General features: G+C 62.4%; 18 protein-coding genes. 10 read left to right on the top strand and 8 right to left on the bottom strand.

The genetic code is table 11. The features are described from left to right. Positions 1-154: 154 nt before the first annotated feature. Positions 155-3,067: a BamA/TamA family outer membrane protein gene (locus QMK33_RS15970; RefSeq protein WP_283565615.1), complete on the bottom strand. Its 2,913-nt coding sequence runs from the start codon at positions 3,065-3,067 to the stop codon at positions 155-157. Between QMK33_RS15970 and QMK33_RS15965 the strand changes: the two genes are divergently transcribed. Beyond that, the gene (locus QMK33_RS15965; protein ID WP_283565614.1) at positions 3,058-3,813 is read left to right on the top strand and encodes a TrmH family RNA methyltransferase; all 756 of its coding nucleotides are present in this window, start codon (positions 3,058-3,060) and stop codon (positions 3,811-3,813) included. The two genes, QMK33_RS15970 and QMK33_RS15965, sit on opposite strands and share 10 nt — an antisense overlap. 166 nt (positions 3,814-3,979) lie before the next feature. Here QMK33_RS15965 and QMK33_RS15960 read toward each other — a convergent pair whose 3' ends face one another. The 6 genes from QMK33_RS15960 to QMK33_RS15935 form a co-directional block, all read right to left on the bottom strand. After that, positions 3,980-5,137 carry a porin family protein gene (locus QMK33_RS15960; RefSeq protein WP_283565613.1) on the bottom strand — a complete coding sequence of 386 codons (1,158 nt, stop codon included), beginning with the start codon at positions 5,135-5,137 and terminating at the stop codon, positions 3,980-3,982. A 101-nt stretch (positions 5,138-5,238) separates the two neighbouring features. Further along, positions 5,239-6,276, bottom strand: coding sequence for a hypothetical protein (locus tag QMK33_RS15955; RefSeq protein WP_283565612.1), 1,038 nt, complete (start codon positions 6,274-6,276; stop codon positions 5,239-5,241). Positions 6,277-6,325: 49 nt separating this feature from the next. Beyond that, positions 6,326-6,862 (bottom strand): RNA polymerase sigma factor, encoded by a 537-nt coding sequence (locus tag QMK33_RS15950; RefSeq protein ID WP_283565611.1) that lies wholly within the window; start codon positions 6,860-6,862, stop codon positions 6,326-6,328. 243 nt (positions 6,863-7,105) lie between these two features. Next, on the bottom strand, positions 7,106-7,513 hold the full coding sequence (locus tag QMK33_RS15945; protein WP_283565610.1) for a hypothetical protein: 408 nt from the start codon (positions 7,511-7,513) through the stop codon (positions 7,106-7,108). A 127-nt stretch (positions 7,514-7,640) separates the two neighbouring features. Beyond that, positions 7,641-8,003 carry a CoA-binding protein gene (locus tag QMK33_RS15940; RefSeq protein ID WP_283565609.1) on the bottom strand — a complete coding sequence of 121 codons (363 nt, stop codon included), beginning with the start codon at positions 8,001-8,003 and terminating at the stop codon, positions 7,641-7,643. Between the two features lie 154 nt (positions 8,004-8,157). Beyond that, positions 8,158-9,738, bottom strand: coding sequence for an NAD(P)/FAD-dependent oxidoreductase (locus QMK33_RS15935; protein WP_283565608.1), 1,581 nt, complete (start codon positions 9,736-9,738; stop codon positions 8,158-8,160). Between QMK33_RS15935 and QMK33_RS15930 the strand changes: the two genes are divergently transcribed. The 9 genes from QMK33_RS15930 (at position 9,730) to QMK33_RS15890 (ending at position 21,091) form a co-directional block, all read left to right on the top strand. Then, a complete protein-coding gene (locus QMK33_RS15930; protein WP_283565607.1) occupies positions 9,730-10,503 on the top strand; it encodes a hypothetical protein in 774 nt (257 codons plus the stop codon). The two genes, QMK33_RS15935 and QMK33_RS15930, sit on opposite strands and share 9 nt — an antisense overlap. A gap of 409 nt (positions 10,504-10,912) precedes the next feature. Continuing rightward, a complete protein-coding gene (locus QMK33_RS15925) occupies positions 10,913-11,500 on the top strand; it encodes an HPP family protein (RefSeq protein ID WP_283565606.1) in 588 nt (195 codons plus the stop codon). A gap of 39 nt (positions 11,501-11,539) precedes the next feature. After that, a complete protein-coding gene (locus QMK33_RS15920; RefSeq protein WP_283565605.1) occupies positions 11,540-12,877 on the top strand; it encodes an MFS transporter in 1,338 nt (445 codons plus the stop codon). A gap of 51 nt (positions 12,878-12,928) precedes the next feature. Further along, the gene (locus QMK33_RS15915; RefSeq protein WP_283565604.1) at positions 12,929-13,483 is read left to right on the top strand and encodes a DUF2911 domain-containing protein; all 555 of its coding nucleotides are present in this window, start codon (positions 12,929-12,931) and stop codon (positions 13,481-13,483) included. Positions 13,484-13,643: 160 nt separating this feature from the next. Next, positions 13,644-14,333, top strand: a complete 690-nt coding sequence (gene gpmA / locus QMK33_RS15910) for a 2,3-diphosphoglycerate-dependent phosphoglycerate mutase (RefSeq protein WP_283565603.1) — start codon at positions 13,644-13,646, stop codon at positions 14,331-14,333. 100 nt (positions 14,334-14,433) lie between these two features. Next, complete coding sequence (locus tag QMK33_RS15905) at positions 14,434-18,093, top strand: AAA domain-containing protein (protein ID WP_283565602.1); 3,660 nt, start codon at positions 14,434-14,436, stop codon at positions 18,091-18,093. A 51-nt stretch (positions 18,094-18,144) separates the two neighbouring features. Beyond that, the gene (locus tag QMK33_RS15900) at positions 18,145-18,771 is read left to right on the top strand and encodes a hypothetical protein (RefSeq protein ID WP_283565601.1); all 627 of its coding nucleotides are present in this window, start codon (positions 18,145-18,147) and stop codon (positions 18,769-18,771) included. 54 nt (positions 18,772-18,825) lie between these two features. Further along, positions 18,826-20,259, top strand: a complete 1,434-nt coding sequence (locus QMK33_RS15895; RefSeq protein WP_283565599.1) for a phytoene desaturase family protein — start codon at positions 18,826-18,828, stop codon at positions 20,257-20,259. Beyond that, a complete protein-coding gene (locus QMK33_RS15890; protein WP_283565598.1) occupies positions 20,249-21,091 on the top strand; it encodes an alpha/beta fold hydrolase in 843 nt (280 codons plus the stop codon). The genes QMK33_RS15895 and QMK33_RS15890 overlap by 11 nt, the downstream gene beginning before the upstream one ends. Here the strand turns inward: QMK33_RS15890 and QMK33_RS15885 are convergent. Then, positions 21,063-21,302, bottom strand: a complete 240-nt coding sequence (locus QMK33_RS15885) for a DUF1294 domain-containing protein (protein ID WP_283565597.1) — start codon at positions 21,300-21,302, stop codon at positions 21,063-21,065. The two genes, QMK33_RS15890 and QMK33_RS15885, sit on opposite strands and share 29 nt — an antisense overlap. Positions 21,303-21,914: the final 612 nt, after the last annotated feature.

The raw sequence follows: 21,914 nt of genomic DNA, 5'->3' as shown, positions 1-21,914 counted from the left end.
CCCGCAAATTTAGTCAGCCCTAAGGTTTTGCAGCTATATTATTTGCAAAAAATCTGTAAATCAGTCACTTAGGCAAATGAAGTAGTGAGGCAATAAGAGCATAGTCGAGCCTCGGCGGCCACAGGACCTTTTGTTTGCCTCACCAATAAAACCGTTAAAACGGATACCCCAAACCCACGTTTATAACCGTTTGGTTGTTAGTGGTTTTAATGGCGTTGCGCAGGCGCCAGGGCTGGCCGGTTTCGGTGGGGTCAAACACCTTGGTAGCCACATCGAAGCGCAGAATGAGGAAGGTAAAGTCCATGCGAACGCCGAAGCCCGATGCTATGGCAAACTGCTTGTAGAAGCGGTTGACCAGGAACTCAGCCCCCGGTCGGTTGGTATCGGGTTGCAGGGCCCAGACGTTGCCAAAATCGGTAAACAGCGCGCCCTTGATAAACGAGTACACCGGGAAGCGGTACTCCACCGAGCCCTCCAGCAGCACCTCGCCGGGCTGCTCGGTGTAATAGTCGCGCTCCTGGGGCTGGCCATTCACACTGGGCAGCAGCGTAGCGTAGGAGCCGGTGCCCAGCCGGCGCGGGCTCCAGGCGCGCACGCTGTTGGAGCCGCCCGCAAACAGGTACTTGTCGTAGGGAATGATGAAGCGGTCTACCGTGCCGCGGCCGTTTTCGCCGGTGGTGTCGGGGGTGGTGGTGAGGGCGTGGGCCAGGCCCCCATTAAGGCGCCAGGCCAGGTAAGTGGTGGGCGAAAGCTTGTAGTAGCGCCGGTAATCGACCGTGATTTTAGCAAAGTTGTAGACCGACAAGCGGGTTTTCTGAAACCACGACTCGTTGCGGTACAGCCCCCGCGTGAGGCCGCCCAGCTCGGCAAATACGCGCAGGTAGCTGGCGTTGCGGGTCTGGGTAAGGTCGTTGGAATTATAAAGCGAGGTGAAGCTGAAGCTGGGCTCGTAAATGGGCTGAAACGAGCGGTAGAGCGGGCTGCCCTGGTTGATGCGCAGGCTGGTGAGGCGGTCGCGGTAAAATTTGCTGATAACGGGCGTGCTCACGATGCCCAAGTCCACGGGCGTGAAGATATACTGCTGATACGCACTGGTTTGCCAGAGGTAATCGAACGTAAACTCGGTGTTGCTGCGGGTGTAGTAGGCGCTCTTGGTAAACGTAGTGGACAAGGCAAATCGCGTGCGCGGCTGGTAGTCGGCCAAAAAGTTGCCCAGCCGGAACGGCACCAGAAACTGCGGTACCAGCAGGGCCGCCGTAGCCCCGTACTGCAACGTGTAGGTAGCAATGCTGACGCTGTCGTTGCCGAGCTGGGCCAGCTGGCCTTCCAGGCCGGCGCGGGCGCTGAGCTCCAGCACCTCGGCCCCGCCAAAGGGGTTGCGCCACTTAAGGCGAAAGTTGGCAAACGGCCCCACCTTGGTCGCCACGTAGGTGCCGCCAAATTCGGTAGTTTCGGAAAAGCGCGGGCTCGGCGAGGTAGTCACGATGGCATCGAGCAGGCCGGGAGCGGCGGGGCCGGTGAGCACCGCGGCCGCAGAGCTAGCCGTGAGCGTCCGGCTGCTGTCGGCGGCCACGCCCTCGGTGTTGCCGCCCACCTCGCCGGCGTCGGGGCGGTCCGTCACCTTGCGGTAGCTCACGGTGTTAAACCGGAACATATCGAGGCTGGAGAGCTGGCGTTGCGTGCGTTGCGTACGCGCCTGGTTATAGAGCTGGCCGGGCCGTACCGTTACTTGCCGCGCCAAAATGCCCGGGCTGATGGGTAGCGGGCCCCGGCTGGAAAAAATAATACTGTCGAGGCGCACGGTATCGCGCGGGGCAGCCCGGCGGCCCACCCGCCGCAGCCGGCGCGCGCTCAGCGAGTCGGCCACGGCGGCCGGCGTCACGCCCGCCGGCATGTTGGCCGTGGAGATGCGGCCCGAGGCCGAGCCCACCGCCCGGCCCGATACGTTGGTGCTGTCGGCGGGGGCCACCACCCGGCCGCCAGCGCGGCGGCCCGCCCGCCGGGTAGTGTCGCCCGAGGCCAGGCGCAGGGCGCGGGTCTGGCTCACGTCGGTGAGCACCGTTACCTTGCGCAGGTGGTAGGCGCGGTGTCCGCCGGGCGGGCTGGCAATGAGCAGCCGCAGGCGCACCTGGTTTGTCTCGAAGCTGGTGTCGGCTTCCAGGGTAATGTACTGAGCCCGGAAATCGTAGTAGCCCGCATTTTTTAGCAGGCTTTCGAGGCGCTGCCGCTCCTGGCCAATCACGTCTTCGTTATAGGCGTCGCCCACGCGCAGCACGGTAGCGCCCTGCGCCCCGGCCACCACCCGCGCCACCCCCGAGTCGGGGATGCTGCGCGTGAGGCGACTGTAGGTAAAGTCCTGGCCCTCTTTTACTTGGTAGGTAACCGTAACGAGCCGGTGCAGCCGCTGGCCGGCTGAGTCGCGCAGCGGCACCGGCCGCACGGGCTTGCGCAGGCCCACCGCCCGCAGGGCGCTGGCAATGAGGCTGGGCTTCGAGCGGGCCGAATCGGTGAAGCTGGCCTGCGCCCGAAAGTAGCCCTGCGAGCGCAGGTAGGTAGTGAGCTGCTCCACGGTGCGCTGGCTCAGCGTGGGGTCATAAATAACGGGCGGCTCGCCCAGGCGCATAATGGAGTTGCCCTTTTCGAGGGCCGTGCGCTTGCGGGCCAGCAGGCGGTCGCGGCGGGCCAGCAGCTTGCTGGTGCGGGCCGAGTCGCCCTGCACGGCGGCCAGCCGGCTGGTATACCGGTCCTTTATTTTAGTTATCCGCCGCTCAATGCGGGTCGAGTCATAAAAGGAGTGCCCCAGCTGATACACGGCCAGCTTGGGAATGGGAATGGTGCGGTTGGGCTTTTGCTGCACCAGCGTGAGCAGGCGCTCCTGCTGGGCCGTGCTCAGGCCTTCGCTTTGCACCTCCACCTTGGTGAGCAGGCGCTGCTGGGGCGTGAGCAGGCGCAGCGGCGAGCAGCCCACCGCCAGCAGCAGGGCCACCACGGCCAGCAGCAGCGCGGCGGCCAGGCTGGTAGGGCCAACGCGCGGCCGGTCGTTACTTTGTTGCACTAATGGTTTCAAAAGCTCTCGCCAAATACGTTCGGTCGCTACACCAGCGCAAATATCGGCAACGCCACGCCGCCTTCCTGGTCGAAGGTGCGAAAAGCGTGCTAGAATTGCTTGGGTCGGGCCTCGAAATCGAGCACCTGCTCGCCACGCCCGCCTTTGCCGGGCAGTTGCCGCCCACGCCCGGCCTGCTGGTGCAGCTCGCCACCGAAGACGAGCTCACTCAGCTCGGCACCCTGCAAACCAACGCCGCCGCGCTGGCCGTAGTGCGCCGCCCGCCCGAAATACCGCTGCCCGCCGCCCTGCCCACCACCCGCCTCGTGCTGGCCCTCGACAACGTGGCCGACCCCGGCAACCTGGGCACCCTCTGGCGCCTGGCCGACTGGTACGGCCTGCCCGGCCTGGTGCTGAGCGAAAACTGCGCCGACCCCTTCAACCCCAAAGCCGTGGCCGCCAGCATGGGTGCCTTCGGCCGCGTGCCCGTGTGGGCCGACCGCGACCTGGCCGCCTGGCTGGCCGCGCTCCCCAAGGAAGCGGCTATATACGGGGCTGATTTAGAAGGCGATAACGTGCACAAGCTGCACCTGCAACCGGCCGGCGTGCTGGTAATGGGCAGCGAAAGCCACGGCCTCAGCCCCGAGGTAGGCGCGCAGCTCACACGCCGGCTGCACATTCCGCACGGCCCCGGCGGCCGCGCCGAAAGCCTCAACGTAGCCGTATCGGCCGCCATCCTGCTGGATAACTTCTTCCGGGCAGTGTAGCGTAAGCTTCAGCTTGCGAGCGAGCGCAGCGAGCAACTTGCGTATGCGGTCGCCCAGGAGACGTAGCGTAAGCTTCAGCTTGCGAGTGAGCGCAGCGAGCAGTTACGTATGCGGTCGCCCGGTGCCGCCTGCTCGCTGCGCTCGCGTACGAAGCGGAAACTTCGCGCTATTGAAACAGGCGCAGGCCGAAGCTCAGCGTCTGGGCCTGGAGGCCCTGGCCGTCGCGGAAGAGCGGATTGAGGTTATACTTGGCAAAGAAGGTCAGCGACTTAAAGCCGATTATGCCTTGCAGGCCATACTGCCAGTCGTTGAGGTTGTACGAGCCATAATCTTTGTCCTTGTAAGTCGTGCCTTCCTCAAAATACTTGAGCTTGGTCCAGCTGGCCAGGCGGTAGCCCACAAAGCCACCCGCGCCCAGGTGAAAGTGGCTGCTGCCGTGCGTGTTGAGCTGAAGCATTAGCGGCACGGTGAGGGTAGAGGTTGCCAGCTTGGTTTTCTGGTACTGCCGGCTGCTGCTTTCGGGCACCACGCTGGTCAAGCCATTCTGGTTCATCCACTTGTAATTGCCTTCGAGCATGTAGTTGTTAAACGCGAGCTCGGGGCCGACCATCAGGTAGAGCGGGCTGCGCCGCGCGCCTAGCCGCTGCTTGAAATTGAAGCCGAGATTGACGTAGCGTGAGCCGCCGGTACGCAGGTCGAGCGGGCTGGTGGGCACCTGCCCAGCCGGCATCACGCGGTCTATATGGTTATTAACGAGCGCGTTAAGCCCCAGGTCAAATATAAAGTTTGTCGAAGACGACTTACGGTCATTGCGCGCCTCACGCATCGAGTCGCGTGCGGCCTGGCTGCCGCCGCCGATGGTAATATTTACCTTCCGGGACCGCTTGCTGCCCGCATCGGCAGTTTTGTCCTTATCCAGCAGTACCTCCACCCGGTTGCTGGAACCAAGGCCCGTACCGCTCGCTCTGTGGGTCGTAATGCGGATTTCTTCGGGCAGGCTCTGGCCGGGCGCGTCCTGGTTAGGAAAAAACTGGGTAGTTACGCGGTCGGTAGTGGCCGTTTTGGCTGCCTCATCGGCCCGCTTGATGTAGGGCCCCAGCCGCGCCACCAGTGAGTCGAGGTGGTACTGGGGCAACTGGCGCAGCTGGGCGGCATCGCGCACCACCAGCGTCATAATCGCCTTGTTGGGCAGCCGCACCACAATCGTATCGGTGGGCGCGGTGCCGGCCAGGGGCATTTTGGGCAGGGCCAGCGCCCGGACCTGGCCCGTAGTAGCGGCGGCAAACAGCGCCAGCAAGGCAGCAGAAAAAAGAGCAGGTTTCATCAGGGAAAGAGCGTTGAGAAAAGGCTGTAAAAAAGAAGGCTGCCCCGATGGAGAGGCAAGGAAATCGAAAACTAAAGCTGGCAATAAGCTACTGCCAGCGGCTACAGGGCAATTGTTTTGCTAAGCGTGCGGCCGCCGAAGCGGGCGTGCACGGTCAGGGTCTCGGGCAGGCCGGTGGCCTCGGCTAGGCTCACCGATTCGCCACGCACCAGCTGGTCGGCCTGGCGTAGCAGGCCCCCGAGGCGCAGGCGGGGCCGGCGGCGCGGGGCCGCCTCAGCTACCACGGTGGGGGCCGGGGCGGCGGCGGGGCGAGCGGTTTCGGGGCCGCGCCGCACGTCTACTTCAATCACGCCAGCTGGGGCGGTGGCGGCCGTAAAGGCCGCTACGGCGAGGGTGGCGTTTTCGCGGGGGGCTGGCGCACCGATTGTGGCCGGGGTCTCCTGCGAGGTAGTGAGGGGCTGGCCAGCCGGGGCTTTCCGCCCCCCGGTGGTGGCCAACTGGCCGGCGGCCGCGTCCGGCCGCCGGGTTTTTGGGCGAGAGCTACTGGCTACCTGGGGTGCCGGGGCGGGGCGGCGCGGCCGGGTAGTAGTGGCTATCGGGGGGCTAGATGGGGAAAGCGCCGGGGCCGTTGCCTGGGAAAAAATATTTTCCTGATTTTTTTTAGAAGTGCTGGTCGTGTTATTCGCAATAATCTTACTATCAATAATTTGTGCTTCAGAAATAATGCTTGGTAATGCTTGGCGGCCGGGTGCGCTAGGCTGAGCAGCCGTGGCGGGTGCTGCCGGCTGAGGGTTAGTAGTAGCGGTAGCTACGGGCCCCGCTGGCTGCCTCAGCTGCCCGCGCCACAGCCCGGCCCCGCCGGCCAGCAGCAGTAGCAGCAGCACCGCCGCGGCCGAGTATTGCCACCAGGCCACCACCCGGCGGCGGCGGGGCTGGGGGTGCAGGTGCTCATCCTCCAGGCGCTCCCACACGGCGCGGCGGGGCTGGGAAGCATGGGCTCCCAGCCCCGTCCGAAACAGGGTGTCGAGGCGCTCGGCCTCCGCTAGCTCGGCCAGCCGCTGCTGCAAGCCGGGGCCGGGCGGCGTGGCGTGCCCATCCAGCTGCTGGCGAAACAAGTCGTCGAGGTCGTTAACGGCCATTATGCTATAATTTATTGCTTATCAATTAGTTAAGTAAGAATGCTGCGGCCTAGCTACTGGTGGCCAGCTGGAGGCGGCGTTGCAGCATGGCCCGCGCCTTGCTGAGCTGCGACTTGCTGGTACCCTCCGAGATGCCCAATAGCTCCGCGATTTCGGGGTGCGAGTAGCCCTCCAGCGCGTAGAGGTTGAACACGGTGCGGTAGCCGGTGGGCAGGGTTTGGAGCAGGGCCAGCAACTCCTCGGCTTGCAGCTGGGTATCGGCGGTGGCGGGGGTGGTGGCCAGGTTTTCGGGCTGCGCAAAGTCCTCAAACGAGAGGTGCAGGGGCTCGCGGCGGCGCAGCTCCATCAGCGCCTCGTTCACCATAATGCGGCGCACCCAGCCCGCAAACGAACCCTCCTGCCGGAACGTGGGCAGCGCCCGAAACACCTTGGCAAAGCCCAGCAGCAGCGCCTCCTCGGCGTCTTCGGGGCGCTTGAGGTAGCGCCGGCACACCGTCAGCATCAGCCCCGCAAACTGGTTGTAGAGCTGGCGCTGGGCGCGGGGCTCGCCCCGCAGGCAGGCGGCAATGAGGTCGGGCTCAGTCACGGAAAAAGGTAGAAGTAGGGCAGCGGCGAAAGGATGTTTGGCGTGGTAGATGCGGCCGGCCGGCCGGGGGTTGCCTGGGTAGTTTAAATTATAAAGTTTACAAAAAAAGCTTCGGCCAGATGCGGCCGAAGCTTTTAGGAAGGTAGGGTGCCTGCAAACGCAGAGTGGAAGGCCCTTCTATAGCACCGCTCGCCGTTCATTTTGCGATAGGCAGTAGCCTTTCCCAAACGCTGGGTGCGTTGCTTATTTACCACCCATCAGCGCTTTCATCGATGCTTTATCGCGAGCTTCCTGCAAGAGATTAGCGGTACGGGCCAAGACATTGTTGGCCGTGCCAAGGGTGCTGCCCTCCTGCTTAAAAAGCTTCTCCTGCGTCGCCAATTGAGTGGAGGTTAACGTTGCCGCATGGTCTAGCTGGTCAAGCGCCAGCAAAGTCGCTGTGCTCTGCTTCATGAGTTTGGTAAAGTCTTGCTGAGAAGCCTGCACCTGCGCTGTCGGCGAACCCGAAATCTGGCCAGTAATATGTTTGCCCTTCGCCAGTACATACTCATGCAGCTTGTGCATTTCTGCAGTGCGGGGATTTGGCGGCAGCGTAGCTCCAGCAGTGATAATTGAGGCGTAAGCCGTAGCCAAAAGCAAAAGCATTTTCATAGAAAAGTAAAAGTGAATCAGCAATTTATGAGAAGAAATAGCTCTCGTCAATAGTTCGATTGGAAAGCTGTCCAAGACTGTACCAGCGCGTTAGCCAGAAGAAAGTTTACCAGCACTAGCTCCTGGCTTACAACTCATACTGCCCCACGCTCAGCATCACCAGCGTGCAGGCTTCCTCGGTCATAATGCCCTGAGCCTGGGCCTTTTGCTCCAGCTCGGGGTTTTCGGTGCCGGGGTTGAAGATGATGCGCCGCGGCTTGAGGCTCAGGATATAATCGTACCAGGCGGGCTGGTTTTGCGGGCCCACGTAGAGCGTGACGGTGTCGATACCGGGCGTGGCGGGGCGGTCGGTATGAATGTCGAGACCGGCCACCTGGCCTTTGCGGATGCCCACGGGTATTACTTCGTGGCCGTGGTTTTTGAGCGAATGTACCGCCTTGTAGGCGTAGCGGTCGGGATTGTCAGTAGCACCAAGAACTAGGGTCGTCATCGCAGATTATAACGGATTAAACAGATTTCGCAGATACGCTTGCTTCGCAAGCTGGCTACGGTTAAGTGGGGTGTACGGATTGGGAGGCGGTTGAGGTGCGGGTGGTGGGTAGTGAGCTTTTGGCGGAGGGATAGTTTTTTACCCTCTTACCCTCTTACCCTCTTACCCTCACAACCGATAGCGCTTCTGCCACGCGCTCGCCGTCCATGGCCGCGCTCACGATGCCGCCGGCGTAGCCCGCGCCCTCGCCGCAGGGATACAGGCCCGCCACTACCGGGTGGCGCAGCGTGTCGGTGTCGCGCGGGATGCGGACGGGGGAGGAGGTGCGGCTTTCCACGCCCACGATTTGGGCGGCATTGGTGGCAAAATCGGGGATTTTGCGGCCGAAGGCGCGGAAGCCCTGCCGCAGCCGCTCGCTGAGGGCGGGGCCGAGCACGGCGTCCATTTCCACGCTTACCAGGCCGGGCTGGTAGCTGGTTTCGAGGAGGGTGGCAGAATGCTTTTTTTGCAGGAAATCGCCCAGGAGCTGGGCGGGGGCCAGCTGGGTATTGCCGGCCAGCTGGCAGGCGCGCTGCTCTATTTCCTGCTGCAAGTGCAGGCCGGCGAGCGCGCCGTAACGGGCCACGTCCATGTCGGCCAGCTCCACGGCGGCCACGATGCCCGAGTTGGCAAAGCGCGAGTCGCGGCGGCTGGGGCTCATGCCGTTTACCACCACCTCGCCGGGCGCGGTGGCTGCCGGCACAATGAAGCCGCCGGGGCACATGCAAAACGAGAACACGCCCCGCTGGGCATCGCGCACCTTCGTTTGCTCTACCAGCGCGTAGCTGGCGGCGGGTAGCAGCCCGCGCTCGGGCCGCCCGTACTGGGCCGCGTCGATGAGCGCTTGCGGGTGCTCGACGCGCACGCCCAGCGCGAAGGGCTTGGCCTCGATGAGCACCCCGCGCCGGTGCAGCAGCTCGTAGATGTCGCGGGCCGAGTGGCCGGTGGCCAGCACGGTAGCCTCGGCCTCCAGGGCCTCGCCGGTGTGCGTGACCACCCCGCGCAAGTAGTTGTTATCCAGGATTAAATCTTCGACCCGCGTCTCAAACCGCACCTCGCCGCCGGCCTCGATAATGGCATCGCGCAGGCTCTGCACCACGGCGGGCAGCTTGTTGGTGCCGATGTGGGGGTGGGCATCGACCAGGATATCGGGGGTAGCGCCGTGCTGCACCAGCCGCCGCAAGATGCGGCCCACATCGCCGCGCTTGGTGGCGCGGGTGTAGAGCTTACCATCGGAGTAGGTGCCCGCGCCGCCCTCGCCAAAGCAGTAGTTCGAGTCGGGGTTCACCACGTGGTCCTTATTAAGGGCGGCCAGGTCGCGGCGGCGGGTGCGCACGTCCTTGCCGCGCTCCAGCACAATCGGCTTGATACCCAGCTCGATGCAGCGCAGCGCCGCAAACAGCCCCGCCGGCCCCGCGCCCACAATCAGCACGCGCCGCCGCGCCTGCCGCACATCGGGGTATTCAAACCACGGCCCCAGCAGCTCGCGGGCGGGGGCGGGCGTGGCGCGGTCGTACACGTCGGCCCGCAGCCGGATGAGCGGCCGGCGACCCCGCGCATCGAGCGAGCGCTTGCGGATGTGCACGAAGTCGGCTTCGCCAGGGCGCAGGCCGGCGGCGGCCAGAATGGCCGCGTAGCGGGCCAGCTCGTCGTAGGCCACCTCGGGGGGTAGGGCCAGGTCTAGTTCTTGTTTCATAAAGCAGGCGAACGGGAGTTAGCCGTTAAGCAAGCGCAAAATTACGATGGGGGGCGGGATGGGTGGGTTTTGGGTGTGGGTTGTGGCTTATACTTGCGTGTGTTATACCAAAGTGGTATGATACCCTCTACTGCTGCCGTGGTGAGTAGTGAGAATCGTAATGTTGGCGGTCAGTTCAAGAACAACACTAAAACAATGGTAGACATAAAACAACAATTTGTAGAACTAATCCGAAATCGAAGTGAAGAAAACTTCGAATCGTTGAGAGATGATTTTGCTAAAAGACGAATTGGAAAATGTATGGAAACGCTAAGGACAGAATTAGACTCCTTTATTCGAGTTATGTATCTAGGAAGAATTTCTAACATTAATGAAAGAGAAAGACTGATTAAACAAACTTTATCGGGTGAAAAATGGACAATTTTGACACCGAATAACAAGTGGAAGCAAGTTACTGATAAAGACATGGTGGACAAGGCAAACGAGTTGATGGGCTATGTTCAATATGTTTACAAATTTGGATGTGGTTTTATTCACTTGTCTGATTTTCACAACTATGCAACAATAAACCCATTTGATAAACTTAGCGAAACAGAGAAATCAGATGTAAAAAAATACCTTAATAAATATCATCATTTTCCGATAGGTAATGAGCTAACTGTTGAAAGCATAACAAACTATATTCCTGGCGTTTTTGAAAAAATATCATCAAATTTGACTTATTATTTTGGGGCAATAATAAATAACGGAATGATAAATACGTAAAAAGTCAAACTATTAATAGGCGTTTGGCAAAAAAGCGGGCTTAGTGCTTAAATGAACGGCATTGTAATGAAGCGGTAGAGATGCTTCGACAAGCGCAGCATAACAGACGTTTTTTAATTTAAATCAATCCCGCCCCTCCCTTCGGCGCTATACCCGCCTCCCCACTTCGCGCCCTTCTTCCCCGCTCCCTCAGCTCCCTAGCGACCCTAGCCGCTACTGGCAGCCCGGCACCGGGCTTCGGGAGGGCAGTAGCCCGGTGCGAATAATGCCTTTGCGAAGAAATTTTGTTGGAGGATAAGCGCCTGAGTGGGATGTACTACAAATTCCCGACTTCCGGGGGAGTTCCTTCGTAGTAGACCCGCCTGCTGGCAGAAACCCCAAACGGGTTCGGGATTAGATAGCTGATAAAGTGGTTAAGAAGAAAATAAGAAGAGCAGTAAGGGTTTCAAAATACGTACTATATAAAGAAACCCTGGTTGACTATAAAGAGAAGTTTTGGTCTTTCATGGGGGCCTTTTTAGGGGTTGGCCTGATTGCATTCTGTCAAGCTGATTTTTTGCCCAAGATTGAAAACGTTTTTTTAATTGGTTCTTTCGGGGCGTCAAGCGTGCTGGTTTACGGGGCAATTCAGAGCCCGTTGGCCCAGCCGAGAAACCTGATTGGCGGGCACGTAGTGTCGGCCCTGATTGGCGTGACGGTTTATAAAATATTTCCGGATATAGTCTGGCTGACGGCCCCGCTGGCCGTGGCATTCTCCATCATTGCCATGCAGTTTACCAAAACCCTGCACCCTCCTGGGGGCGCCACGGCCCTGCTAGCGGTTACCGGAACGGAGAAGATTAAATCGCTGGGGTATATGTACGCCTTTTCGCCCGTGCTGACGGGCGTAAGCATCCTGCTTCTGGTGGCGCTGGTATTCAATAACTTAACCAAGCACCGGAGTTACCCCACTAACAGCAAACTGACCAGGTTTTTTAAACGAAAATCCTGGCAATAGGATGTTGGCAGTAGGTGCCCGCGCCGCTACTTTTGGCGCATGTCCACTGCTATTGTTTCCCCACTTCGCTCCATCATTTCCGGCTCCATCGGCAACCTGGTCGAGTGGTACGACTGGTACGTGTACTCGGCGTTCGCCCTGTATTTTGCGCCGGTCTTTTTCCCGAAGGCCAGCCCCACGGCGCAGCTGCTGAACACGGCGGCCATCTTCGCGGTGGGCTTTTTGATGCGGCCGCTGGGTGCGGCGCTGCTCGGCGCGTATGCCGACCGCCGGGGCCGCCGGGCGGCGCTGCTGCGCTCGGTGCAATTGATGGCGGGCGGCTCGCTGCTCATTGCGGTGGCCCCCGGCTACGCCACTATCGGGCTGGGCGCGCCGGCTTTGCTGCTGTTGGCGCGGCTGCTGCAAGGCATCAGCGTGGGCGGCGAGTACGGCACTTCGGCCACCTACCTCTCCGAGATGGCGGGGGCGCGGCACCGGGGCTTCTGGTCTAGTTTTCAGTATCTTACCCTCATGGGTGGGCAGCTGCTGGCCCTGAGCGTGCAGCTGACCCTGCAACAGTTTTTATCGCCCGCCGAAATGACGAGCTGGGGCTGGCGGGTGCCCTTCGTGCTAGGGGCGGGGGCGGCGCTGGGCGCGCTCTACCTGCGCCAGCACATGCGCGAAACCGCCGCCTTCGAGTACGAAGCCACCGCCGCGCCCGCCGCCCGCGCGGCCCGGCCGTCGGCCATTCAGCAGCTGCTGGCCTACCCCCGCGAAACGCTCACGGTGGTGGGCCTCACGCTGGGCGGCACGCTGGCGTTTTACACCTTTACTACCTACGCGCAGAAGTTTTTGGTGAATACCAGCGGTTTCAGCAAGGAGCAGGCCACGCTTATTTCGTTTGGGGCGATGGCGGTGGCGCTGCTGTTTCAGCCGCTGCTGGGCGCCGTGTCGGATAGGGTGGGGCGGCGGCCGGTACTGCTGTTTTTTGGGGTGGGGGCCACGCTGGGCACGGTGCCGGTGCTGCGGCTGCTGGCCCACGCGCGCAGCGCCGGGGCGGCGTTTGGGTTGCTGGTGGCGGCGCTGTTTGTGGTGAGCGCCTACACCAGTATTTCGGCCGTGGTAAAGGCCGAGCTGTTTCCGACCCAGGTGCGGGCGCTGGGCGTGGGGCTGCCCTACGCGCTCACGGTGGCCATTTTTGGCGGCACCGCCGAGTACCTGGCACTCTTTGCCAAGGCGCAGGGCCGCGAAGAGTGGTTTTACTGGTACGTGACGGGCTGCGCCCTGCTCTCGCTGCTCGTGTACTGGCGCATGGGCGAGAGCCGGGCCAGGGGCCACATGGACGAGGCCAGTACTCAAGCCGGCGGACCGGGGCAACGGCGTAGCACGCTACCTTAAACCATTTGCCGGCCTGCGGGCTTACCTGCCTACACCTTACCCTGTTGTCTCATGCGTTTCTTTTCGCCCACTCCTTTCGTAGCTGCCCTGGCGGGCGCGGCGCTCCTTTTCAACACGTCGGCGGCCCTGGCTCAGGGCAAAATGCCCGAAGACAAGTCGAAGCGCCCCAGCCCGCCGGCCATGGTAAAAACCACCGTAGGCAGCACCGATGTCACCATCGACTACAGCCGCCCCGCGCTGAAGAGCCGCGAGGCATTTGGCTCCAAAACGCCCCTGGCCCCCACCGGCGAGGTGTGGCGCACGGGCGCCAACGAGGCCACCACCTTCACGGTGAGCAAGCCGGTCAAAATTGAGGGCCAAATGTTGGCGGCTGGCACCTACAGCCTGTTCACCATCCCCGGGGCCACCGAGTGGACCGTCATCTTCAACAAAACCGCCAAGCAGTGGGGCGCCTACGACTACAAGGCCGCCGAAGACGCCCTGCGCGTGAAAGTGAAGCCCAAAACCGTAGCCGCCCCCGCCGAGCAGTTCACCATCACGGCCGACAAAACCGGCAAAGTGGCGCTGCTGTGGGCCAAAACGGAGGTTGATTTCATGGTGAAGTAGCCCATCGGCTTCATCCGCAGTATAGCACGTCATGCGGAGCTTGCCGAAGCATCTCTACCACGCCTCCTGGTGCCAAGCCAACGGTGCGGTAGACATGCTTCGGCAAGCTCCGCATGACGTTCTCTATTTGTATTAATAACTATCTGCTAATCAAATAATTATGCAAAAGCTCGTGCTATTGCGCCACGGCGAAAGCGTGTGGAACCAGGAAAACCGCTTTACTGGCTGGACCGATGTGGACCTCTCGGAGTTGGGCAAGCAGCAGGCCGCCCACGCGGGCCAGCTGCTGCAACAGCACGGCTTCACCTTCGATATCGGCTTCACGTCGGTGCTCAAGCGGGCCATTAAAACGCTGGATATCGCCCTCGAAAACATGGACGAGCTCTGGATTCCGGTGCAAAAATCGTGGCGGCTGAATGAGCGTTTCTACGGCGCGCTGCAAGGCCTCAACAAGGCCGAAACCGCCGCTAAGTATGGGGCCGAGCAGGTGCAGGAGTGGCGGCGCTCGCCGCATGCCCACCCGCCCGCCGTGACCAAAGATGACCCCCGCTTCCCCGGCCACGACCGGCGCTACCAGCACCTCACGGAGCGCGAATTACCCACCACCGAAAACCTGAGCGAAACCCTGGCCCGCGTAATGCCCTTCTGGACCGAGAAAATAATGGGCGCCCTGCGCCGCAACCAGCAGGTGATTATCGCCGCCCACGGCAACAGCCTGCGCGCCCTGGTGCAGTACATCGACCACCTGAGCGACGAGGAAGTGACGGCGCTGGACATCCCAACCGGCGTGCCGCTGGTGTATGAGCTGGACGATGATTTCAACCGCATTCAGCATTATTACCTCACGTAGCGGCGGTTAATATGGCGAGCGGGCGGGCCGGGGCTGAATGCGGGAATCGCTATTTTTGTGGCCTGGGCTTATCTTTAGGTTCTGCCCGATTATCCTTCCCTTGTCCGACACGCCCCACGCCCGCCTTGCCGCCCTGGCCGACCCGCTCGCCGCGCCCGCCGACCAATTGCCGCGCCTGCGCAAGCTGCTCGAAACCCTGCTGCGCGCCGACTACAAGCGCCGCAAAGCGCCGTTTGGCAACCTGTTTCAGGCCATCGGCGGGGCCTGCTACTCGCTGGAGCTGCCCAGCGCCCTGCGCGACCAGCTGCAAGACCTGCGCCTGACCGCCAACCTGGTGCTGCACGAAAGCTACCGGGGCACCGCCGCCGAGGTAGCGGCCGGCTTCGCGGCCGTGGCCGAACTGCTGGAAGTGCTTACGGGTGAGCCCTATACGGGGCCGCATCCGCCGCAACCCGCCGCCCCCGAAACGCCGGCGGCGGTGGCGGCCAGCCCGGCCGCCACGCCCGCCGACCCGGCCAGCGCCGCCCTGGTTGCCGACCCCCGCGCCGTGTGGCGGGTGCAGGTGCTGCACGCCGACCTGCCTACCGGCGTCATCACCGTGGAGCTGAGCACGCCGGCCGACGGCCGCCCGGCCGGCCCGTTTCAGCTGGAGCTGCCGGCCGCCTACGACGGCCTGCTGCTGGCCGCCGCCGCGCTGCACCCGGCCCTCAACCTCATCGGCCCGGTGGTGCTGCCGGGCGGCCGCGTGCGGCCCCGCCGCGTGGTGCTGGAGCCCGATTACCTCATCAGCGTCACCACCTTAGCCGAGTGCGCGCAGCGCGACGGCACCTACGGCGAGCTGGCGCTGCTCAAGGCTTTTTTGCCCGATGAAACCTCGCGCTCGCTGGTGGTGGGAAACCTGGTAAACCGTCTGCTCGACGAGGAAGTGAGCCACGCGGCCCAGCAGGTAGTGGCGCGCCAGGCGCAGGTAGTGGCAGCGCTGGCCCTGCTGCGCCCAGCCGAAGCCGCCGCCGAGCCCCAGCCGGCCGCCAGCCCCGCACCGGCCGCTGATTTCGACCTGGAGCACTTTCTGACCAAGAAGCTTTTTCGGGCTGAGCCGCTCACGCTGAGCACGTTGCCCGAGTTTCAGACCCGCACCGGCGTGCCCGAGCTGCTCAACGACCTGCGCCGCCACCACCGCACGCTGCGCCTGGCCCAGCAGCAGGGCTTCGCGGCCCGCTCGCGCACCGGCTATCAGCAGCAGCCCCTGCGCCTGGTCGATTGCTTTTTGGAACCCACTTTCCTGTCAGCTACTTACGGCCTGCAAGGCCGCCTCGACCTGCTGCACGAAAGCCCCACCGGCTATGACCTCGTGGAGCTCAAAAGCTCGGTGAAAGTGCCCGCCGCCGAGCCCTGGACCAACCACGCCGCCCAGGCCCAGCTCTACCGCTTATTATTAGAATCGGTGTTTGGGGCCGATGGTGAAACCGCCGGCCGGGGCCGCACCAGCATCCTGTACTCCAACGCCGCTGAGGACCAGCCCGCCGTGCGCCCGGTCATCCAAAACCAGGACTTTGTGGACCAGCTGCTGGCCGCGCGCAACCACTTGGTAGGCACCGAGTTACAATTGGCCCGCGCCACCAGTCCCGGCCAGGTAGCGGCCCTGCTGGCCCCCGTGCTGCGCCCCAACTTGCAGGCCGTGCCGCCCTTCAACCGAGAAAAGGCCGAAAAAACCGCCCGCGTGTGGGCCGACGCCGACCGCACCGAGCGCGCCTACTGCCTGGAAATGACCCGCTTCGCGGCCCGCGAAATGCGCCTGGCCCTGCTCGGCGACGAAGGCCGCCCCGGCGACGCCGGCGGCCAGGCCGGCCTCTGGCTGCTGCCGCAAGCCCGTAAGCACCAGAATTTCAGTTTATTAGATGAACTGGAGCTTATCGAAGACCACAGCAACGCCCCCGACGATGCCCGCGAGGGCCTGGGGCCGCACCTCATTTTTCAGCGCCCGGTGGGCGGGCGCGAAGTCAATTTTCGCGCCGGCGACACGCTCATCCTCTACCCACGCCGCCGTGGTACTACCGCCGAAACCCAGCCGCTTGCAGAGGCGGCAACGGAAGGCGAGGCCGCGGAAAATATGGCTGGCACACTTATTCAGCCTAGCCACAACCTTAAGACGCTCAGCGCCCTCGATGCCCAAGTGGTGAAAGTGACGCTGGCTGAGGACCTCGGGGCCGATGGCCGCGTGGTGCTGGCCGTGCGCAACCGCCGCATGGCCCCGCGCTACCTGCACGGTCACTCGCATTGGGCCTTAGAACCAGATACCTACGACACCTTTCGGCGCGAGTGGGCGGGGCTGACCAGCTTCCTCAGCCTGCCGCCGGCGCGCCGCCGCCAGCTGCTGGCCCGCACCGCCCCGCGCCCGCCCGAAGGCTGGGACGCCGCCCACGCCGTGCCCGCCACCGCCGCGCCCGAGGTGGTGGCCCGCGCCCTGGCCGCGCCCGACTGGTTTGTGCTCTGCGGCCCGCCCGGCACCGGCAAAACCCGCTCGGTGCTGCGCGAGCTGGCCGTGCGCCTCGTGGCCGACGATAAGCAGACGCTGCTGGCTGCCTACACCAACCGCGCCGTGGACGAAATCTGCGAGCAGCTGCTCGATGCCGGGCTGCCGTTTATCCGCATCGGCTCGCGGCTGGGCACCTCGCCGGCCTACCGCCCGTATTTGCTGGATAACATGATTCGCGACCTGCCCACCCGCCAGATGGTGCGGGCGCGCCTCACCAGCACGCCGCTCTACGTGGGCACCATCAGCAGCTTATTGGGCCGGCCCGAGCTGTTTCAGCTCAAGAATTTCGACGTGGCCGTGGTGGATGAGGCCAGCCAGGTGCTCGAAGGCCCCATGCTGGCGCTGCTGGCCAAGGCCAAGAAATTCATTCTCATCGGCGACCACCGCCAGCTGCCCGCCGTGGTAACCCAGGAGGCGGAGGTGAGCGCCATCGCCCCCGCCGTGGCCGAGCTGCTGCGCGAGCAGCTGGGCCTCAGCAACTTGCGTAATTCGTACTTCGAGCGCCTGTTTCGCCGGGCCGAGGCGCAGTGGCCCTACGCCCACGGCACACTCGCCAACCAGTACCGGGCCCACGCCGACCTGGCCGCGCTCGTCAACGACGATTTTTACGACGGCCAGCTGCGTAGCCCTATGCCCTGGCAGCACGCCAGCCTCAACCCCCACGCCTGGCCCGCGCCCGCCGACCCCACCGATGCCTTCGATGCGGCCCTGCGCCGCCAGCGCCTCGTGTTCGTGCCCACCCGCCGCCAGCCCGACGACCTTTCCCAAAAGGAATCGAGCCAGGAAGCCGAGCTGGCCGCTCGCGCTGCGCTCGCCGTGGTGCAGGGCTACGGCCCGGCCTTCGACCCCGAGGCCACGCTGGGCATCATCGCCAGCTACCGCAACCAGGCGGCCCGCATCCGCGCGCGGCTGGCCCAGCTGGCCCAGGAGCACGGGCTACCCGCGCTGGCCCAGGTCAGCGTCGATACCGTGGAGCGCTACCAGGGCTCGCAGCGCGAGGTGATTATCGTGAGCTTCTGCTGCCACCACGAGCACCAATTGGAATTGATGGTATCGCCCGACGAAACCGGCCAGGTCGACCGCAAGCTCAACGTGGCCGTAACGCGCGCGCGCCAGCAAGTAATCTTGCTGGGTAATGAGCTGGTACTGAGCCGCGGTCCGCACCACGCCGCCCTGCTGGCGCGGGTACGCGCCGCCGGCGGCTGGGTAGGAGAGGAGCAATAGTATTGCCCACCGGCACAGTAAGTAATCCGTAATTTTAATGCGCTGAAACCAATGGATTTTTCCGCAGAAAATAGCCGTTATACCGGTCCTAAAAAGCGCTCGTTTTTTTATAGAAACGAATTTTTAGTGGTGTGCCCGAAGTGCCAGAAAGATGCCTTGGTAACAAATTATGATGCCCGTTTTCGGTGCGGGGGTGAGCTTTATTGTGGTAATTGCCACCACGCCGAAAATATCGCCAGCCGCGTTCGCTTCACGCAGCTTGTGAACATGAATTGCACAAATTGCGGCCGCCCGATTGCAGTAACTATTCCGAATAATAAGCAAAAGGCCACGAGCTTATTAATTAGCTGTCCGTACTGCAAGACGCCGTACAAAGTCAAGCCTCGCCACGAGGAATATGTCAGTAAATACGAGTCAGCTAGCGCGGTAAACGACCCCGTTTTTAATTTGCCGCTGTGGTTGCAGCATTCGCTAAAAAACGACGTATTCTGGGCTCATAACCGGACGCATTTGGTAGATATAAAAGTCTACATACAGGCTACTTTACGGGAGCGTCAGCTGCATTCTTATACGAAAATGGTAGAACGCTTGCCGACGTTTATAAAAGTTGCTAAAAATCGGGAGGCCATTCTGAAAATAATTAATCAATTGGAGCATAAATCAGTCGCCAGTTATTAAAATTATTTCGGGCGACTTAGTGAATTAACGACCAATAAAAACCAGCAACGCAATATGACTAGCCAAAACCCAACTGCCAATAAAATTATCGTCATCGGTGCGGGCGTTGGGGGCCTGAGCGCCGCCATTCGGCTGGCGCGGCAGGGCTACGCTGTGCAGCTACTGGAGGCGCGGGCGCAGGCCGGCGGCCTGGCGTCGGGCTTCACGGCCGAGGGCTTTACGTTTGATGCCGGGCCGTATATTCTGCTCGATAAGCCGGGGCTGGAATGGGCGTTTAATGAGTTGGGTATTGCGGCCGGCGCGCTGCCATTCACCCCCATCGAGCACGTGTACCACGTGCTGCACGAAGACGGCACCGCCACGGCCTTCGACCGCAGCCTCGATACCACGGCGGCGGGCTTCGAGGCGCGCTACCCCGGCAGCGGGGAGCGATATAAAGCGTTCGTAATCAAGATGATGGCTGTCCACGCCAACGTGCAGCCGCTCACGTTTCACTCGCACCCTGGGGTGTGGGATGTGCTGCGCAACGGTTCGCTGAGCAGCGTGCCGTTTATGCTCAGCTCATTGGCCTCGGTGCTCGATAAGGCCGCGCTGCCGCCCGAATTGCAGGAGAGTATCGGCATCTGGACGCACATTGCCGGGCAGCCCATGACCCAGGCCCCGGCCCCGATGGCGTTCGTCCCCGGTCTGTTTCACGGCGTGGGCGCATACTATCCGCAAGGCGGCATGCGCGCCGTGGCCGAACTGCTTACGGCTACGGCCTTAAAGGAAGGCGTTGATATTCAGTATAATACTAAGGTGAAAGCCATTCAGGCTCCCGGTGGCCGGGTGGCGGGCGTGACCACGGTGGCCGGCGAGTTTTGGCCCGCCGCGGCCGTTATGTCTGATTCCAGCGGTATCGGTACGTATGTGGAGTTGGTGGAGGATTTTCCGACTCCCGAAAAGGAGAAATTGCAGCAATTGCCGCTGCAATCGCCGGGTACCTGCGCCTACCTGGCCGTGCGGGGCCGGCAGCCGCCGTACTACATCCGCTTTAAGCTGCGGGGCGCGGGCTGCACGGCCTTCGTGCAGCCCGGCCTGCTGGCCCCCGAACTGGCCCAGGAGGACTGGTTTCCGGCCCGGCTCATCTCGCCCCTGGCCCACGCCGAAGCCGAAGCGCTGGGCCCCGAGGGCCAGAGCCAACTCATTGACCAGCAGCTCGCCGAAACCTGGTGGCAGGAAGGCATCATCGAATACAAAGTGCTGCACCGCCGCACCACCTTCGAGTGGGGCCGCGACTATAACCTCTACCGCGACAGCATGAACCCGGTGATGACCTCGCGCCTGATGCTGAAGGGCCGCCTGGCCCACCGCAGCCCCACCGTGAAGGGCCTCTACCTCACCGGCAGCAGCACGCACCCCGGCCAGTGGGTGAGCTTCTGCGCCATTGCCGGCGTGCTGGCCGCCGATTGCCTGGCCCACGACCTGCCCGTGCCCCATGCTGCTTGATACCACCCTGGAGCCGCACCCCGCCGGCCGGCTGCGGGTGGCCCGCCAGGGCCAGGGCGAGGCCGTGGTGCTACTGCACGGCTACCCCGATAATTTGCAGGTTTACAGTGAATTAACCCCGCTACTAGCTGTTGATTATCAAGTTATTGCCTTCGACTGGCCGGGCCAGGGCGACAGCGATGCCTGGCCCGGCGGGGCCACGCCGGTGGTGCTGGCCCGGCACCTGCTGACGCTACTCGACGCCTGGGGCTTGGCCAAAATCCACCTTGTGGGGCAGGACATGGGCGGGCAGCCGGCGTTGGTGTTCGCGGCCGCCTACCCCGAGCGCGTGCGCAGCCTGGTGGTGATGAACTGCCTGGCCGGCGGTGAGGAAGCTACCTCCTGGGAAATCAAGTGGTTGCGGCGCTTCGGGGTGAACAAGCTGCTGCTGCGGCACCTGCCCCGGCTGGTGTTTGAGCGGGCGCTGCACACGTTTTTGCCGGGTGGCCGGGCGGGGCTGGCCCCGGCGCTGCGCCGCGAGCTGTGGCGCACGTTCCGGCGGCGGGCGGTGCGCGAGGTGGTGGTGCGCATGTGCGCCGGCTACGAGGCGCAGCTGCCGCGCTTGCCCGCCCGCTACCAGCAGGTGAGCTGCCCCACGCTCATTTTGTGGGGCGAAAAAGACAAGCACTTCCCGGTGGCACAGGCGCACTTTTTGGCCACCCAGATTCCGCACGCGGAGGTGACGATTTTGCCCGGCGCGCCGCACTGGATGGTGCTCACGCGGGCCCCGGAAATAGCGGTCCGGCTGCGGGCGTTTTGGGCCGCTAGCCCAGCGCCCGGTGCGGCTGCATAATCACGTAAACAACCGCGCCCTGGAGCAGCGTAAGCAGCAGGGTAATGCTCCAAAAAGCCGCTTTTCTGTTTTTATGATGCAGTAAAAAAATGGCTGCCCACGCGCCCGGTGCTGCCCCCGGCAGCGTAGCCAAGTGCAGCGTTTTTTCGGAAATGCGCCGCTGGCCCAGCCGGGCCTTGCGCTTATCTAGCGCAAACAGGGAGAAGCACAAAGCATTGAAAAATAGCAGGCTTATTAAAAGTAATTGCACGGTAAAAGAATCTGGGTTTTTTAGCCGATTATCAAGGTGCCCGCGGCGGGTAGCCGTGCGCCGGGCTTACCCGTTATACATCGATTTCTGGTCGTGGATATCTCCGTCGCCCTGGGTTATTACGCACTGTGTTTTAGGGCGAATAATTTCGGAATTTATAGTTTCATCCTTCGGAAATTATAATCTATACCTTCGCCTGATAGATACTTGTCAATCAGTTGGTTACTTTCATCTTCTCTCAGGTCGCTATCGCCTACCAAGCGCTCGGTTTCCAGTAGCTCGTGCAGTACGTACTGGCTCAAGTCGCTGAATACTTTCGCCTTCTTTGTTGGGTCGTGCGAGAACAGGTAAACACCACCGGTTTTAAAATCGAAACAGAGCGGGTCAGTTCCCGGGCTTTCGCAGAATACTATCATCGTATTAATCTCCGATAGTTGGAAATTATCTGTATGGTCCCAGAGAGTCATGGCGTACCTTTAACCCGCGACTGTCAGGCAAAATTATGGAACAAGTACTTCACGCAAGCGCCCGCACCACGCCGGCCATCCGGCGGGCCCTGCAAACCAGTTCGGA

This window comes from Hymenobacter sp. H14-R3 (assembly GCF_030063445.1).
Taxonomy (GTDB): domain Bacteria; phylum Bacteroidota; class Bacteroidia; order Cytophagales; family Hymenobacteraceae; genus Hymenobacter.
Note: the sequence above shows the minus strand (reverse complement) of the source record. Positions and strands in the feature narration are given on the sequence as shown.